We start from the raw sequence: 16,113 nt of genomic DNA, 5'->3' as shown, positions 1-16,113 counted from the left end.
CACCGATGCTGGGGCTTCCCCCGTCGGGAACGTCAAGGATGCACGGCGCGGGCCCGGCGACCGCCGGTCACTTGCGGTTGTAGAGCCGCATCGTCACCGCGCCGAAGACCATCAGGAACACGGCGGACCAGCCCAGCGTCCAGGCGGCGTCCGCAGCGGGCCAGTTGCCCGCCATCAACTCACGCACCGCCGTGGCGAGGTGGGTGACCGGGCTGTTGTTCACGAAGGCCTGGAGCCAGCCCGGCATCGTCCTCGGATCGACGAAGACGTTGCTGAGGAACGTCAGCGGGAAGATCACCATCATGCTGACGCCCATGACCGACTTCTCGGTCCGCAGCAGCAGACCGAACATCGTCCAGATCCAGGAGAACGCGAACGAGAACACCACCAGCAGACCGATCCCGGCCAGCACACCGAGCGCACCGCCGGCCGGACGGAACCCGATGATCATTCCGACGGTGAGCATCACCGCCGATGCCAGCAGATAGCGCAGGACGTCACCGAGCAGATAGCCGACCATCGGTGCGGGCCGCCAGATCGGCAGAGTGCGGAACCGGTCGAAGACGCCCTTGGCGATATCGGTGTTGACCGCGATGCCCGTGTACATCGTGATCATCACGACGCTCATCACCATGATGCCGGGCAGCAGGAACTGGATGTACTCCTCCGTGGAGCCGGCCAGGGCCCCTCCGAAGAGATACGTGTACATCAGGACCAGCATGATCGGGAAGGCCGTGACGTCGAAGAGCTGTTCCGGCACATGCTTGATCTTCAGCACGGCGCGCCAGCCGAAGGTCACCGATGCCGACAGGGCGCTGGGCCTCGGCGGGCGGTCGTGGCCCACCAGCAGCGCCGACAGGCGCTCCTGGTCCGGCTCGGCGAGGGGGATGTCTTCCAGCTCCGTCTTGGCGGTCGTGGTGCTCATGCCGCCGCTCCCTTCTTGTCCGTGAGTGCGAGGAAGACCTCGTCGAGGCTGGGCTGTCCCAGCGAGAAGTTGTCGACCGTGATGCCACAGCGGGCCAGCTCGGCGAGGGCCCGTCCGGCGTGTTCCGCCGCGCCCTGCTCGGTGCTGTGCCCGTCGACCCGGGCGGTCAGTGCCACGGGGTCGGCGTCCAGCTGGACCACCGCGTTCAGTGCGACGGCCAGGACCTGCTGGGCCTCGGCCCGCTGGGCGGCGTCACGCAGCCGCAGATGGACGGTGCCGGAGCCTACGGAGGCCTTCAGCTCGCCCTTGGTGCCCTCGGCGATGACCTTGCCGTGGTCGATCACCGCGATACGGGAGGCCAGTTGGTCGGCCTCGTCCAGATACTGGGTGGTCAGCAGAACCGTGGTGCCGTGGGCGACGACCGCCCGCACGATGTCCCAGACCTGGTTGCGGCTGCGGGGGTCGAGTCCGGTGGTCGGTTCGTCCAGGAACAGCACATCGGGGGTGTTCAGGATGGACGCGGCGATGTCGATGCGTCGGCGCATGCCTCCGGAGTAGTTCTTCACCTGCTTGCCCGAGGCCTCGCTCAGCCCGAACCCTTCGAGCAGCTGGGCCGCCCGGTCCCGGGCCGCGGGCTTCGAGTGCCCGAGGAGCCGGCCGAGCAGGATGAGGTTCTCCGCGCCGGTCAGATCCTCGTCCACCGAGGCGTACTGCCCGGTCAGACTGACCCGGCTGCGGACCGCGTCGGCGTCCTTCACCACGTCCTTGCCGAACACCCGGGCGGTTCCGCCGTCGGGGCGCAGCAAGGTCGCGAGCATACGGACGGTGGTGGTCTTCCCCGCGCCGTTGGGTCCGAGGACGCCGTAGACGGTGCCGGTCGGGACGGCGAGGTCGACGCCGTCCACAGCGCGGTTGTCGCCGAAGACCTTCACCAGCCCCGCGGTCTCGATGGCCAGTTCAGTGCTCATGGTCCATTCCTTGTAGGTCGTCGGTGTGCGTCTGCGATGTGCGCCGGTCCGAGCGGTTGCGGGGTGGCCGTGGTCACGAGACGTAGGGGCGGGCGGCCCGTGCCTCGCGCAGCGCCCAGCCCCACCAGCCGAGCTGGTCGAGCATCAGCCCCACGGCCCGGTCCCGCCCGAAGTCCCCCGACCGCCCCTCCAGCGGCTGCTGGAGGAAGTCGAGCGCCACCCCGTTCCTCAGGGTCACCGTGTGCAGCTCCGTGAAGACCGAGCGCAGCTGCTCCACCGCATACAGCCCGGCGGAGCCGTGTCCATAGCTCACGAACGCGACCGGCTTGGTCTGCCACTCGTCGTAGGCGAAGTCGATGGCCTGCTTCAGGGAGGCGGGGAACGAGCGGTTGTACTCCGGGGTGATCACGACATAGGCCTCGGCCTCGGCGATCGCTTCGGTGAACTGCGTCATCTGGTCGGTGGCCCGCCCCGGGTAGTGCACGGGGAAGTCGAACTCGGCGAGATCCAGGACGGCGAGCTCCAGCTCCGTCCGGTCCCGGGCCCGCTCCATGAACCAACGACCGACCGCGTCGCCGATGCGCCCTTCGCGGGTACTGCCGATGATCACCGCGACACGCAGCGGATCGCCAGTGCCCTCGATCCTGCCGTCACCGCTCCTGCTGTCCGTCATCGCTCGCTCCTCCTCCCGTTCCCCTCACCCTTTGGGCGCCAGACGGCGGGGCGCGGCCGCCAGATTGAATCTGGCGGCCGCGCCTGTGCTCGGAGAAGCCCTGCGCAACGGACCCCGGCCCCGTACTCCGACTCTCCGACCTCAGCTCTCGCGGGTGTAGAAGATGTAGAAAGCGGTGCAGAGGACGCCCGCGCCGACCACCAGCCCCAGCCCGGCCGACCGCAGCACGCTGGTATCCGTGAGGCTCACCAGGAAGCCGACCGCGCACGCGGTCAGCGCACCGTAGGCAACCGCCCGCAGCTCGCGCGGCAGCGACCGCTGGATCCGGCCCAGCGCGAAGCAGAGGGCCGCCAGAGCGGCGCCCGAGACGAGACCGAGCAGGACCTGCCCGCCGGTGCTGGGGCCGCCGTCGCGGCGGATGAAGGCCGCGTAGAACCCGTAGATCACGCCGAGCACCAGGGGCAGCGCCCAGGCGAGCGGAGTGTGGCGGCGGGCCCGTGCGTGGGCCCGGGGACCTCTTCGAGTGGGCACGGCTGCGTGTGTGGCCATCGCGGACAGCTCCTTCCGTCACCCCCGTCGCTCGCCCCCGTTCCTCCAGAGCACACCCGCCCGCGCCGCCCGGCAACTCGAATGGCGTACGGCCCGGAGCGGGACGGCTCCGTACGGGATTCCCTGGTGAAGTGCGGACCTCTCCCTCAGCGAGCTCAGCGGCCTCGGCGTCTTCCAAGTCGTCCAAGGCCTCGGCGTCCAAGGCCGCCTTCTCCGCGGTCCTGCTCGTGCTGCTCGCCGTCCTGGTGCCGTTGAGCGCGCTCTCGGCCTGGGTCGACCTGGAGATCGACAGCACCGACCGGTACGTCGCCGCCGTCTCGCCGCTCTCCTCCGACCCGGCGGTGCAGTCCACCGTCTCGGACGTGATCACCGACGAGGCGATGCGCCAGATCGACCTCGGGCCGCTCCAGGACACGGTCCGGGAGTTCCTGCACGAGACCGTGCAGTCCTTCACGACCACCGAGGCCTTCGGGAACGCTTGGGACACCGCGAACCGGGCCGCCCACAAGGCGGTGACGGACGCCCTGGACGGCGACAGCGGCCAGCCCGTGAGAATCGATCTGGCGCCGGTGATCGATCAGGTCAAACAGGATCTCGTCCGTGACGGGGTGCCGTTCGCGGATCGGATTCCGGTTCAGCGGACGGAGATCACCGTGCTCGGCCCCGACCAGGCCGACGACCTCAGAGGCTCCTTCCGCTGGCTGCGGTACTGCAGCATCTGGCCCGCCGTCGCCACCCTGGTGCTCCTCGTCCTGGTGGTGGGCATCACGACGGTACGACGCGGGCTGCGAGCCGGACTGTGGGCCACCGCGATGGTGGGCGCCGGTTTCATGCTCGGCGCGATCGTGCTCCGGGTTCTGGTCGCGGTCGGCCGGAGCCGGGTGCTGGACGAGGTGCCGGGCCGGGACCGGGACGCCGCCGCCGCAGTCGTCGACGCCCTGACGGCGTCGCTGCGGACCACGGTCTGGGTGGTCCTGGTGGTCGGTGCCGTTCTGCTGGTGGGGGCAGTGCTCGCCCGGGCACTCCTGCGGCGCGCAAAGCCCCGGGTCGGCGGTGTACGGGGCTGAGCAGGAGGGGACGGCCACCCCTGCTTCGCTGTTTCACGTGAAACAGCGAAGCAGGACGGAGAGCCGGTGCCGGTGCCCTCAGTGCTCCGGCGGGCGTCCTTGAAGGCGCTCCATCTCTCGGCGGTCGCGCTTCGTCGGACGGCCCGCGCCCCGGTCCCGCACGGGGACCTGAATCGCGAGCTCACGCGGCGGCGGGGGCGGGCTGTTGTCGATGAAGCACTCCACGGCCACCGGCGGTCCGACCCGCTTCTTGACGATCTTCGAGACGACGACCACCCGGTCCCGCCCCGCGTGCCGGAGCCGCACCTCGTCACCGACGCGTACGGCCTGGGCGGGCTTGGCCCGCTCGCCGCCGACCTTCACATGCCCCGCCCGACAGGCGGCGGCCGCCTGGGCACGGGTCTTCGTCAGCCGGACCGACCAGATCCACACATCGACCCGGACGCTTCCTGCCGCCTGCGGTGCGTCACCGGAAACCATGGGTCCGACTTTAGTGGTGGCTGGGCGTGAGGCGGGAGAAATATCCGGCCTCACGCCCGTCATGCGGACTTCACGCCCGTCATGCGGACCTCACGCCCGCCCTGCGGCGGGGGCTCACACGCCGATGTCGCGCCCGTCCTTGCGCCAGACGGCGACGACGGAGGGACGGACGATCTTCCCCGGTCCGTCGGGCCAGACGCTCGCCGGATTCTCCACGGAGGCTCCGTCGACCTCGCCCGGGTGCTGGACCGCGACCAGGACCCGGCGGTCCTGGATGACCGGTCCGCAGGTCTCCGCGCCGGTCGGAACCGTCAGGAACTGCTTCAGCTCGCCACGCCGGTCACCCTGCGTCGCCACACCGAACAGGCCGTCGTGCGAGCCGAGCTTGTTGCCGTCCGTGGAGATCCACAGGTTGCCGTGGGCGTCGAACGCCACGTTGTCCGGGCAGGAGATGGGGCTGACGTTCTCCTTGGGGAAGCCCGCGTAGTACGTCGACGGATCGTCCGGGTCGCCCGCCACGAGGAACAGCCGCCAGGCGAAGCCGTCGCCAGCCGGGTCGTCCCAGTTCTCCGCGAGCTCCAGGACCTGCCCGTGCTTGTTGCCGTTGCGCGGGTTCGCCTCGTCCGCGCCGGGCTTGCCCTCCTTGCCGCGGTCCGAGTTGTTGGTGAGCGCCACATAGACCCGGCCGGTGCGCGGCGAGGGCTCGACGTCCTCGGGGCGGTCCATCTTGGTCGCGCCGACCTTGTCACCGGCCAGCCGCGTGTAGACGTACACCTCCTCGGCGGTCATGCCGGGGACGTGCGAGGTGGTGCCGGTGGCCAGCGGTATCCAGACGCCGCTGCCGTCGAACTCGCCGTCCGCGGGCAGCTTTCCGGTGCCGTCGATCTCGGTGACCGGCGAATCGCCGGTCAACTTGGCGACGTACAGCGTGCCCTCGTCCAGCAGCGTCAGGTTGTGCTCGCGGGCGGCACGCGAGTTCCCCTTCTTCATCCGCTTGCTGGAGACGAACTTGTAGAGGTAGTCGAACTTCTCGTCGTCGCCCATGTAGACGACCGGACGGCCGTCGGAGGTGAGCCTGGGCTCCGCCGCCTCGTGCTTGAACCGGCCCAGCGCGGTGCGCTTGCGCGGGGTGGAGTCCGGGTCGTACGGGTCGAGTTCGACGACCCAGCCGAAGCGGTTGACCTCGTTGGGCTCCTTCGACAGGTCGAACCGCTCGTCGAACCGCTCCCACTTGCGCCCGGAGGCGCTCGTGCGGACCCCGTACCGCTTGTGCATGTCGGTGCTGCCGTTGGCGAAGTACTGGTTGAAGTTCTCCTCACCGTGCAGCGTGGTGCCCCACGGGGTGGTGCCGCCCGCACAGTTGTTGAGGGTGCCGAGCACCTTGCGGCCGGTGGGGTCGGCGGACGTGCGCAGCAGGGCGCTGCCCGCGGCCGGGCCCGTCATACGGAATTCGCTCGTCGCGGTCAGGCGGCGGTTCAGCGGGTGCCTGTTGACCGGGCTCAGCCTGCCGGTGCGGTATTCCTCCTGGACGACGACCACGGAGAGTCCGTGCGCCGCCCAGGCGATCTCCACCTGTTCGCGGGTCGGGTTGGCCGGATCGTAGCCGCGGAACATGAGGATCTCGTCCGTGTACTCATGGTTCGCGACCATCACCTGCCGACCGCGCTCGCCGCGCAGCGGGAGCAGGGAGAGGAAGTCGTTGTTGTAGCCGAACTGGCCCGCCTGCGCCTTCGCCGTCTGCTTCTCCGGGTCGAAGGCGGGCGCGCCGCGCAGGATCGGCTCGCCCCAGCGGATCACCACGTTCTGGGCGTACCCGGCGGGGATCGTGACCTTGTCGTCCCTGTTGGGCGCGACCGGCGAGAACCGCAGGCCACGTGCACCGGACCGGCCCGGCTTGTGGGGCGGCCACGGTTTGTGGCCATGCCCGTGCCCGGCGAGCGCGGCGGCCTCGGCCTGCGGGGCGCTCGGGCCGGTCAGGGCGGCGGCCCCGGCGGCGGTGGCGACGGTGACCACGGCGGCGGCGCGCATCATCGAGCGGCGCGACACGGCACCGGCGATGATGTCGCCGGCGTATTCGTTGTCGCTGTTGTTGGGTGTCTCCTGGAAACAGGCGTCCCCGCAGCGGAAGCGGCAGGTCAGCGCGGAACGCCCACCCGGGTGCGAGCCGATGAGCGGCAGCAGATTGCGCACGTGGATTCCCTCCGTCTGGTGTCGTGCGTGACGGTAGGTGCGTCTCAACGCGGTCCGAGGGACTCTCGGTGAACGGCGAGTGAAGTCCGGGCCACCGCTGTTCCCTTGGCGACCAGCGCTGTCCCCTTGGGGGCCGGCGGTGGACACGCCCGTGGACACGGTCCGGGAACGGATTCGGCTCGGTTGACACAGGGGTGGGCCGCACCGGCGAACGGCCGGATCCGGCCGCTAACCTTACGTATCCGTCCTGGCCAGGGATGAATTCCCCCAGGTCGGACATTCACCGCACCCAACTCATGCGAAAGGCCTCGCCCATGGGCATTCGGAGCTTGCTGCGCAAGGTGTTCGGCCGCACGGAGCAGGACGAGCCGACCACGGCCACCGTCCCGCCCCAGGCCGAACGCACCCAGCCCAAGGAGGCGGAGCAGGAGACCACTTCGGCGGCCGGGTCCGCGACGGAATCGGCGGAACCGGCGGAACCGGCCGAACCGAAGGCGTCCATTCCGGCCCCGGCCTCGCCCTCGTCCCCCGCCGCGTCCCCCTCTTCGGCCCCTTCGACCACTTCGGACGCGTCCCCCGCGGCCCCCGCATCCTCAACCACCGGTTCCGTGGAGCGCGACGAGTCGCGCGCCGCCGACCTGGTGGCGGAAGCCTTCGACAAGGCGGCCACCAGGGCCAAGCCCACGCCGACCGTCCCCGCACAGGGATCGGCCCCGGAGGCGGACCTGGCGGAGACCGCTCCCACGGCTGCGGAGGAGCCCGTCGAGGCGCCCAAGGCGGAGAAGGCCCCCGAGGCGGCGAAGGCCCCTGAGGTGAAGGAGCCGGTGGAGCCGACCGAGCCCGCGGCCCCGGTCACGGCCGAGGAGCCGGAGGCGATCACGATCGACCTCGACCTCGACGAGAGCCCGGAGCCCGCTCCGGAGCCGCATGCCAAGGCCGAGCCGGACGTCAAGCAGGTGGCCGGGCCCGAAGCGGCCACCGCGACCGCTCCCGAAGCCCCGCAGACCGCTCCCGAAGCCACGACGGCGCCGGAAGAGGCCCCGGAGCAGGCCGCGGAGAAGACCCCGGAGGCAGCGCCTCAGGCCTCCCCCGATCCCAAGGCCCCCGAGGCATCGGCAACCGCCCCGGCCGCCGCGGAGACCGACGCCGCCGCCCCTGAGGCCGCCGTTCCCGCCCCCGGCAAGCCCGCCACCCCCCTCGCCCGGGTCAAGTCGCGGGCGCCCCAGCTCGTCGCCCCGTACAAGGCGGCGCAGACGGCGCTCAAGGCGCACGGGCTGACCGGGCTGCGTGCCCGGGTCTACCTGGTGCTCGACCGCTCCGGCTCGATGCGGCCGTTCTACAAGGACGGCAGCGCCCAGCATCTGGGGGACCGGGCGCTCGCGCTCGCCGCGCACCTGGACGAGGACGCCACGGTGCCCGTCGTCTTCTTCTCGACCGACATCGACGGCACCGGGACGATCGAGCTGTCCGGCCACGAGGGCCGCGTCGACGAACTGCACGCCGGGCTCGGCCGGCTGGGCCGTACGCACTACCACCGCGCGATCGAGGAGGTCGTCGCCCACCACGAGAAGTCGGAGGCCACCGGTCCGGCACTCGTGGTCTTCCAGACGGACGGTCCGCCGGACGCCAGGCAGGCCGCCCGTCAGGCGCTCGCGGAGGCGGCTCGGCTGCCGCTGTTCTTCCAGTTCGTCGCCTTCGGCGAGCAGGACGCGAAGGGCTTCGACTTCCTGCGGAAGCTGGACGTCCCGAACGTGGGCTTCTTCCACGCGGGCCCGGCCCCGCGCGAGATCGCGGACACCGAGCTCTACCGGGAGATCCTCGCCGGACTGCCTGCCTGGACCGCCGCCCGTGAGGCGGGCTCCGGGGCCTGACCCCGCTCGACCGGCAGCCGTACGGTCACGGCGAGACCGCCGCCCTCCGGGCCCGGTACCGCCGTGACCGTACCGCCGTGGGCCACTGCGATGGACCGCACGATCGACAGCCCGAGGCCCGACCCGGCGCCCATCCGGTCCCGGCCCTCGCCCCGCCGGAACGGCTCGAAGAACCCGGCGATGTCGGGCTCGGAGACCACCGGCCCGCTGTTGCTCACCAGCAGCGCCCCGTCCTCGGTCAGCGAGACCTCCACCGAGCCCCCCGGCACGTTGTACGTGACCGCGTTGGCCAGGAGGTTCGCCACCAGCTGGGCGAGCAGCAGCCGGTTGCCGCGGACCCGGCAGGACGCGATCGCGACACGCAGCGCGGGGCCCCCGCCGCCCGGCTCCCGCTCCACCGGGCTCCCGCCGCTCCGATCCCGTACCGCCCGGTGCCGGTCCGTCTCCTCCCGCACCACATGGTCGAAGCGAACCTCCTCGCGCTCGTCGGAGGCCAGGCCGCGTTCGCTGCGGGCCAGCACGAGCAGTCCCTCGATGAGGCGCTCGCTGCGCCGGTTGGTGTCCAGCAGGGTCTGCCGGGTGCGTACGAGATCCTCGGGTGACGGGTCGTCCAGACCGATCTGGATCGCTGCGCGCTGGGTGGCCAGGGGGGTGCGCAGCTCGTGCGAGGCATTCGCGATGAACCTGCGCTGGCTGTCGAACGCCTTCTCCAGGCGGGCCAGCAACGCGTCCAGCGTCTCGCCCAGCTCCCTCAGCTCGTCGTCGGGCCCGCTGGACGCGATCCGCTCGTGCAGGGTCCGCTCGGAGAGCCGGCGGGCCTTCGCGGTCATCGCGTGGACGGGCCGCAGCACCCGGCCCGCTGTCCACCAGCCCACGCCGACCGCGCCCGCCGTCATCACGAGCAGCGCGGCGAACGACCAGTACATGAGCTGCTTGCCCGCGGCGTCGCTGACGTTGTCGGTGAGTTCGTAGACGGTGGGCCCGCCGGCCGGGCTGCGGGCGATCAGCGGACCGTTCACCGTGTATCCGGGCGGGAGGTCGACGGCGGAGGAGGCGATGGCCCGCGCCTCGGTCTCCGTACCGGCCCGGGAGGCCAGATTGACGGTGGCCAGCAGCGCGGTGCCGAGCACCAGGAAGACACCGCCGTACACGAGGGCGATGCGGGTCCTGATCGTCGAGTGCGGCAGCTTCGAGGCGTCGACCAGCCGCCGTGCCACGGTCGGCCGCTTCACAGGGCGTACCCGAGGCCCTGCACCGTGCGGATCAGCGCGGGCTCACCGAGCTTGGCCCGGAGCTTGCTCATGCAGACGCGTACGGCCCCGGGATGGGGGCTCCCCTGCTCGAACGGCAGTGGAGGGCTCGGGGAAGGACCGGCGTTGGCGTCCCAGGCCCGCTCCAGCAGCTCTTCCGCGCTGACCGTCCCGCCGTCGGCCTCCAGCAGCAGTTGCAGCACGGTGAACTCCTTGGGCGAGAGGTCCAGATCCCGGCCGTCGCGGAACGCGGAGCGCCGTACGGTGTCGAGCCGGATGCCGTGCCGCTCCAGCTGGGGCGGTACGGGGCGGGCGCTGCGGCGCCGCAGGGCGCGTACCCGGGAGACCAGCTCGGGGAACTCGAACGGCTTGCTGACGTAGTCGTCGGCGCCCAGATCGAGCCCGGCGACCCGGTCCTCCATGGCGCCGGAGGCGGTGAGCATCAGGATCCGGGTACGCGAACCGGAGGCGACCAGGCGGCGCGCGACGTCGTCGCCGTGCACCCGGGGGAGGTCGCGGTCGAGCACGACGACGTCGTAGTCGTGCAGCCCGAGGTAGGCGAGGGCCGCGTCGCCGCTGTAGACCGTGTCGACCGCGAAGCCAGCTCGGCGCAGTCCGGTGGCGACCAGCTCCGCCAGGATCTCCTCGTCCTCGGCGACCAGTACCCGCATGATGACGTCCCCTGTCTCGTGCACGCTCGTCCGCTCCCTCCCAGGATGCGTCTTTCCCAGGGGAAGCATTGCGGGAAGTGATGTTTCGCAAAGCTCTCCACTGGCCCGCCGCCGGAGAGCGCCCCCTCCGCCCGCGCGCGGCCGTCGTTAACGATGTGAGTGGATCTTGAACGGGCCGTTAGGATTTCGACCATGGCGGCCACTGGATCCGAGAAGCAGGGGGCGACGGCGTACTACGTCTCGACCCCCATCTACTACGTCAACGACGCTCCTCACCTGGGCCACGCCTACACGACCGTCGCAGGCGACGTGCTCACGCGCTGGCACCGCCAGCGCGGCGAGAAGGTGTGGTACCTCACCGGCACGGACGAGCACGGTCAGAAGATCATGCGCACGGCCGAGGCGAACAACGTGACTCCGCAGGCTTGGGCGGACAAGCTCGTCGAGGAGGCGTGGAAGCCCCTCTGGGAGCACCTGAACATCGCGAACGACGACTTCATCCGGACCACGGAGAAGCGGCACACCGACCGTGTGCAGGAGTTCGTCCAGGACCTGTACGACAAGGGCGAGATCTACAAGGGCGGGTACGAAGGCCCGTACTGCGTGGGCTGCGAGGAGTACAAGCTCCCCGGCGATCTGATCGACGGCGAGGGCGAGTTCGCCGGTCAGAAGCTGTGCCCGATCCACAAGAAGCCGGTGGAGCTCCTCAAGGAGGAGAACTACTTCTTCAAGCTCAGCGAGTACGGCCCGAAGCTGCTGGAGTTCTACGCGGCGAACCCGGGCTTCATCCAGCCCGAGTCGGCGCGCAACGAGGTCGTGAACTTCGTCGAGCAGGGCCTCCAGGACCTGTCGATCTCCCGCTCGACGTTCGACTGGGGCGTCCCGGTGCCGTGGGACGACAAGCACGTCATCTACGTGTGGGTCGACGCGCTGCTCAACTACGCGACGGCGGTCGGATACGGCGCCAACCAGGAGAAGTTCGAGGGTACGTTCCCGGCGAACGTGCACCTGATCGGCAAGGACATCCTCCGCTTCCACTCGGTGATCTGGCCCGCGATGCTGATGGCGCAGGGCCTGCCGCTCCCCGGCAAGGTCGTCGCCAACGGCTGGCTGATGGTGGGCGGCGAGAAGATGTCGAAGTCGAACCTGACCGGCATCAAGCCGCAGGACCTGACCTCGCACTTCGGCGTTGACGCCTACCGCTGGTATTTCCTGCGGGCCATCTCCTACGGCAGCGACGGGTCGTTCTCCTGGGAGGACTTCTCCGCCCGGTACACCTCCGAGCTGGCCAACGACTACGGCAACCTCGCCTCGCGCGTCGCGGCGATGGTCGGCAAGTACTTCGGCGGGGCGCTGCCGGAGGCGACGGCCGCCGGTGACGCCGAGCGGGCCGTGCAGGAGGGCCTGGCGAAGGCCGTGGCGACCGCCGACCGGAAGATCGGCGAGGAGCTGGACTTCCAGGGCGGCATCCTGGCGATCTTCGACTTCGTGAAGCAGGTCAACGGCTACATCACGGAGCAGGAGCCGTGGAAGGTGGCCAAGGACACCACTCCGGAGGGCCAGGCCCGTCTGGCGACCATCCTCTACACCGCCGCCGAATCGCTGCGCGGGGTCGCGGTCCTGCTCAACGCCGTGATGCCGGAGACCTCGCAGAAGCTCTGGGAGTCCCTGGGCGCCGAGGAGTCCCTGGGCGCGCTGGCCGACCAGAAGGTCCAGGACGCGGGCACCTGGGGCGTCCTGTCCGCGGGCACGACGGTGACGAAGGGCGCGGTGCTGTTCCCCCGCCTGGAGGAGAAGCCGGCGTAGCTGGTTGACGTACGTACGCCGGGAGCCCGGGACCGCGAGTGGCGGTCCCGGGCTCCTGCTCTTACGGCGTCGGGCTCTTCCGGCGTCGGGTCAGCGCACCCAGTTCTTGAGCGGCTCGGTGTCCAGCTCGATCCCGACCGGGTCGGGCAGGGTGACGGTCTTGCCGTACGGCACCGTCACGACCTGCTCGTAGCGCACACCGTCGGGCCCCGAGTGGACCTTCACCTCGCAGGCGTCCCGGTCGATCAGCAGATAGACGGGGATTCCGGTCTCGGCGTACGCACGCGGCTTCTCGACGCGGTTGCGACGGTCGGTGTCCTCGTCGTACGAGGTGACCTCGACGACCATGAGCACGTCGTCGGGGCTGGCCCATTCGCCTTGGCCGACAAAGCTGTCGATCGGAGCGAGACTGGCATCGGGGCGGGCGTTGCCCCTGCGGTAGGACTCAATACGGAGGCCTTGCTCGCCGAAGAGCCACCTGCTCGGATCCGACTGCATGCAGATCTGCGTCAGCCAGGCGATGATCCGCCCGTGGTCCCCGTCCGGCACAGCCTTGACCCCCAGTTTCCCGTTCACGAACTCCAGCCGCAGTGCCTCCTCAGCACGTATGGCGCTACGGGCCAGTTCCTCGAAGACGTCCTGCGTCAGGACGCGGTCCTCGACCACGCTCACAACGACCTCCTCCTGCACCGGACCACCGGGCCACTTGTACCGGGGAACATTTTCAGCGTATGGGCAAGGGCCCCGCCCGTACGCCCGATCACCGGCTCACCGGCTCACCGGCTCACCGCCCCAGCGACCCCGCGTCCCCCATCACGATCACCGGGTTCATCGCTGGGTCCAGGGTTCGCAGGAGCTCCTTCATGCGCTTCTCCGGGACCGAGACGCAGCCCTGGGTGGGGCCGCCGTGGTCGACGTGGATCCAGATGCCTCCGCCGCGTCCGAGACCGAGCGGGCGGGTGCGGTTCAGGGGGCTGACGCCCTCCGTGCGGTTGTAGTTGATCGCGATGACGTAGTCGAAGGAGCCCTCCAGCGACTCCCCGAAGAAGCCCACGCCGTCCACCGCGAACCGGGGGTGCTCGTCGTACGGAAGCAGCGCCCCCGGGTCGGGGAGGCGGCCACCCGCGTCGGTGAGGGAGTAGACGCCCGTCGGGGACCGCAGGTCACCCGCCACGTGGTGGTCGGTCCAGCCCTCCATACCGTTGTGGGCCTGCCAGGGACCCGCGACGGGCTGCCAGCCCTGCGCGGGGTCCTCCCGGCTGTAGAGGACCCCGCTGGACTGGTTGGAGTCGGCTTCCTCCCCCGTCACGACGAACGCCTGCCGGGCGTCGGCGGGGATCTGCGCCTGGGTCTGTGGCCCGAGGCCCGGGATCTCCGCAGGCGTGGGAGTGGGCTCGGCGCTGAGTGAGGACCGGGGTGTGGACGCGGCGTCGGACTGGGGGCCCGCCGCGCCCCGCGCCGGGTCGGTGGGGGCGGAGGGCGTACCGGAGGAGCAGCCGGTGAGCAACAGGGCCAGGGCGAGGAGCGGTGCGACGAGCAGGGCGGGCGGGCGGCGCGGGACGGACACGGCGGCGGGCTCCTCGGGTGACGGCGGAGGGCGTGGCGGGGCGGCACACAGTGTGAGAGGGGTGTCTCGGTGCCAGTCTTTGCCGCGCCCGGCCCGGCCGAACCTGAACCGGGGCCATCCGGCTGTACCGCGTCGCCCGCCCGTCACCGACTCTTCCGCGCAGGCAACGAAACAGCCCCCGATCGGGTGATCGGGGGCTGTTTCACGTGAAACATCCGCGGAGCGGGACGGTGCGCCCTACTTCTCCGAGGCGGGCTTCTCCGTCGCGCCCTTCGCGGCGACCGGCTTGCGCAGCTGGATGTTCAGCTCGCGCAGACGGGTCTCGTCCAGCTCGGTCGGGGCGCCCATCATCAGGTCCTGGGCGTTGCCGTTGAGCGGGAAGGCGATCGTCTCGCGGATGTTGGGCTCGTCGGCGAGCAGCATCACGATGCGGTCGACGCCCGGGGCGATGCCACCGTGCGGCGGGGCGCCGAGGCGGAACGCGCGGAGCATGCCCGCGAACTCGTGCTCGACGGTCTCCCGGTCGTAACCGGCGATCTCGAAGGCCTTGAGCATGAGCTCGGGCTCGTGGTTACGGATGGCGCCCGAGGACAGCTCGATGCCGTTGCAGACGATGTCGTACTGCCAGGCCAGGATGTCCAGCGGGTCCTTCTCCTCCAGGTCGGCCAGGCCGCCCTGGGGCATCGAGAAGGGGTTGTGCGAGAAGTCGATCTTCCCGGTCTCCTCGTCCCGCTCGTACATCGGGAAGTCGACGATCCAGCAGAACCGGAAGACGCCCTCCTCGAAGTGACCGGCGCGCTTGGCGGCCTCGACCCGGACGGCCGACATGATCTTGGAGACCTCGTCGAACTCGCCTGCCCCGAAGAAGACCGCGTGGCCCGGGACCAGCGAGAGGCGCTCGGTGAGCGTCTTCACGTCGGTCTCGGTGAGGAACTTGGCGATGGGACCGGCCAGCGTGCCGTCCTCGCCCACCCGCACCCAGGCGAGGCCCTTGGCGCCGTGCTCGACGGCGTACTCACCGAGGCCGTCGAAGAACTTCCGGGACTGGCCCGCGGTGTCCGGGACCGGCAGCGCGCGGACGTGCTTGCCCGCGAACGCCTTGAACCCGGAGTCGGCGAAGACATCCGAGATGTCGACGAGCTCCAGCTTGGCGCGCAGGTCCGGCTTGTCGTTGCCGTACTTCAGCATCGACTCGCGGAACGGAATGCGCGGGAACGGCGAGGTGACCTCACGGCCGTTGCCGAACTCGGTGAAGAGCTCGGTCATCAGCTTCTCGATCGGCTGGAAGACGTCCTCCTGCTCGACGAAGGACATCTCGACGTCGAGCTGGTAGAACTCGCCCGGCGAACGGTCCGCACGCGCGTCCTCGTCGCGGAAGCAGGGCGCGATCTGGAAGTAGCGGTCGAAGCCCGAGATCATCAGCAGCTGCTTGAACTGCTGCGGGGCCTGCGGCAGCGCGTAGAACTTGCCGGGGTTCAGCCGGGACGGGACGACGAAGTCACGCGCGCCCTCGGGGGAGGTCGCGGTGAGGATCGGGGTCGCCATCTCGTTGAAGCCGAGGGCCACCATCTTGGAGCGGATGGAGGCGATCACGGCCGAGCGCAGCATGATGTTGCGGTGCATGCGCTCGCGGCGCAGGTCGAGGAAGCGGTACTCCAGGCGCCGCTCCTCGTTGACGCCGTCCTCGGTGTTGATCGTGAACGGCAGCGGGCCGGCCTCGCCGAGCACCTCGACCTCGGTGACCTCGATCTCGACCTCACCGGTCGGCAGCTCCGGGTTGACGTTGTCGGCGCCGCGCGCGGAGACCTTGCCGTCGATACGGACGACGGTCTCCTTGGTCAGCTTCGCCAGGGCGTCGTTGCCGGGGGTGCCGGGGCGGGCGACGAGCTGCACCAGACCGTAGTGGTCGCGCAGATCGATGAAGAGGATGCCGCCCAGGTCTCGGCGATTGTGCAGCCAGCCGCTCAGCCGGACGTCGGTGCCGACGTCAGAGGCGCGGAGCTCGCCGCAGGTGTGGGACCTGTACCGATGCATCGTCGTTCATCCAGTCTTCGCGGTTAGGGGTGGATTGAGCCTCCCCAGGCTACCGCCCAGGG

Annotated in this window: 14 protein-coding genes; 3 read left to right on the top strand and 11 right to left on the bottom strand. The window is 70.4% G+C overall.

All coding sequences use genetic code 11. The features are described from left to right. Positions 1–67 precede the first annotated feature (67 nt). From RI138_RS16720 to RI138_RS16705, 4 genes are all read right to left on the bottom strand, one after another. Positions 68–925 carry an ABC transporter permease gene (locus RI138_RS16720; RefSeq protein ID WP_096632865.1) on the bottom strand — a complete coding sequence of 286 codons (858 nt, stop codon included), beginning with the start codon at positions 923–925 and terminating at the stop codon, positions 68–70. Next, positions 922–1,893 (bottom strand): ATP-binding cassette domain-containing protein, encoded by a 972-nt coding sequence (locus RI138_RS16715; RefSeq protein WP_311120566.1) that lies wholly within the window; start codon positions 1,891–1,893, stop codon positions 922–924. The genes RI138_RS16720 and RI138_RS16715 overlap by 4 nt, the downstream gene beginning before the upstream one ends. A gap of 73 nt (positions 1,894–1,966) precedes the next feature. Then, positions 1,967–2,566 (bottom strand): NADPH-dependent FMN reductase, encoded by a 600-nt coding sequence (locus RI138_RS16710; RefSeq protein ID WP_311120565.1) that lies wholly within the window; start codon positions 2,564–2,566, stop codon positions 1,967–1,969. 141 nt (positions 2,567–2,707) lie between these two features. Next, complete coding sequence (locus RI138_RS16705) at positions 2,708–3,115, bottom strand: hypothetical protein (RefSeq protein WP_311120564.1); 408 nt, start codon at positions 3,113–3,115, stop codon at positions 2,708–2,710. A 131-nt stretch (positions 3,116–3,246) separates the two neighbouring features. Between RI138_RS16705 and RI138_RS16700 the strand changes: the two genes are divergently transcribed. Beyond that, complete coding sequence (locus RI138_RS16700) at positions 3,247–4,182, top strand: hypothetical protein (RefSeq protein ID WP_311120563.1); 936 nt, start codon at positions 3,247–3,249, stop codon at positions 4,180–4,182. A 78-nt stretch (positions 4,183–4,260) separates the two neighbouring features. On the opposite strand, the gene RI138_RS16695 is transcribed toward RI138_RS16700, so the two are convergent. After that, on the bottom strand, positions 4,261–4,662 hold the full coding sequence (locus RI138_RS16695) for an RNA-binding S4 domain-containing protein (RefSeq protein WP_311120562.1): 402 nt from the start codon (positions 4,660–4,662) through the stop codon (positions 4,261–4,263). 114 nt (positions 4,663–4,776) lie between these two features. Next, a complete protein-coding gene (locus tag RI138_RS16690; RefSeq protein ID WP_311120561.1) occupies positions 4,777–6,852 on the bottom strand; it encodes a PhoX family protein in 2,076 nt (691 codons plus the stop codon). A 314-nt stretch (positions 6,853–7,166) separates the two neighbouring features. On the opposite strand from RI138_RS16690, the gene RI138_RS16685 reads away from it, so the two are divergent. Then, positions 7,167–8,723 (top strand): VWA domain-containing protein, encoded by a 1,557-nt coding sequence (locus RI138_RS16685; RefSeq protein ID WP_311120560.1) that lies wholly within the window; start codon positions 7,167–7,169, stop codon positions 8,721–8,723. Here RI138_RS16685 and RI138_RS16680 read toward each other — a convergent pair. Both RI138_RS16680 and RI138_RS16675 read right to left on the bottom strand, forming a co-directional pair. Next, positions 8,657–9,955 (bottom strand): sensor histidine kinase, encoded by a 1,299-nt coding sequence (locus tag RI138_RS16680; RefSeq protein WP_311120559.1) that lies wholly within the window; start codon positions 9,953–9,955, stop codon positions 8,657–8,659. The two genes, RI138_RS16685 and RI138_RS16680, sit on opposite strands and share 67 nt — an antisense overlap. Beyond that, complete coding sequence (locus RI138_RS16675) at positions 9,952–10,644, bottom strand: response regulator transcription factor (protein ID WP_311122913.1); 693 nt, start codon at positions 10,642–10,644, stop codon at positions 9,952–9,954. Before RI138_RS16675 ends, RI138_RS16680 begins: the two co-directional genes overlap by 4 nt. A gap of 192 nt (positions 10,645–10,836) precedes the next feature. Here RI138_RS16675 and metG point away from each other — a divergent pair, with 192 nt between their 5' ends. Further along, the gene (gene metG / locus RI138_RS16670) at positions 10,837–12,450 is read left to right on the top strand and encodes a methionine--tRNA ligase (protein WP_311120558.1); all 1,614 of its coding nucleotides are present in this window, start codon (positions 10,837–10,839) and stop codon (positions 12,448–12,450) included. Between the two features lie 90 nt (positions 12,451–12,540). Here metG and RI138_RS16665 read toward each other — a convergent pair whose 3' ends face one another. The 3 genes from RI138_RS16665 to aspS all read right to left on the bottom strand — a co-directional run bounded on the left by RI138_RS16665 (position 12,541) and on the right by aspS (position 16,051). Next, the gene (locus tag RI138_RS16665) at positions 12,541–13,122 is read right to left on the bottom strand and encodes a Uma2 family endonuclease (protein ID WP_311120557.1); all 582 of its coding nucleotides are present in this window, start codon (positions 13,120–13,122) and stop codon (positions 12,541–12,543) included. A gap of 112 nt (positions 13,123–13,234) precedes the next feature. Beyond that, positions 13,235–14,017, bottom strand: a complete 783-nt coding sequence (locus tag RI138_RS16660) for a L,D-transpeptidase family protein (protein ID WP_311120556.1) — start codon at positions 14,015–14,017, stop codon at positions 13,235–13,237. A 237-nt stretch (positions 14,018–14,254) separates the two neighbouring features. Further along, positions 14,255–16,051 (bottom strand): aspartate--tRNA ligase, encoded by a 1,797-nt coding sequence (gene aspS / locus RI138_RS16655; protein WP_311120555.1) that lies wholly within the window; start codon positions 16,049–16,051, stop codon positions 14,255–14,257. Positions 16,052–16,113 lie beyond the last annotated feature (62 nt).

Source organism: Streptomyces durocortorensis (assembly GCF_031760065.1).
Classification (GTDB): domain Bacteria; phylum Actinomycetota; class Actinomycetes; order Streptomycetales; family Streptomycetaceae; genus Streptomyces.
Note: the sequence above shows the minus strand (reverse complement) of the source record. Positions and strands in the feature narration are given on the sequence as shown.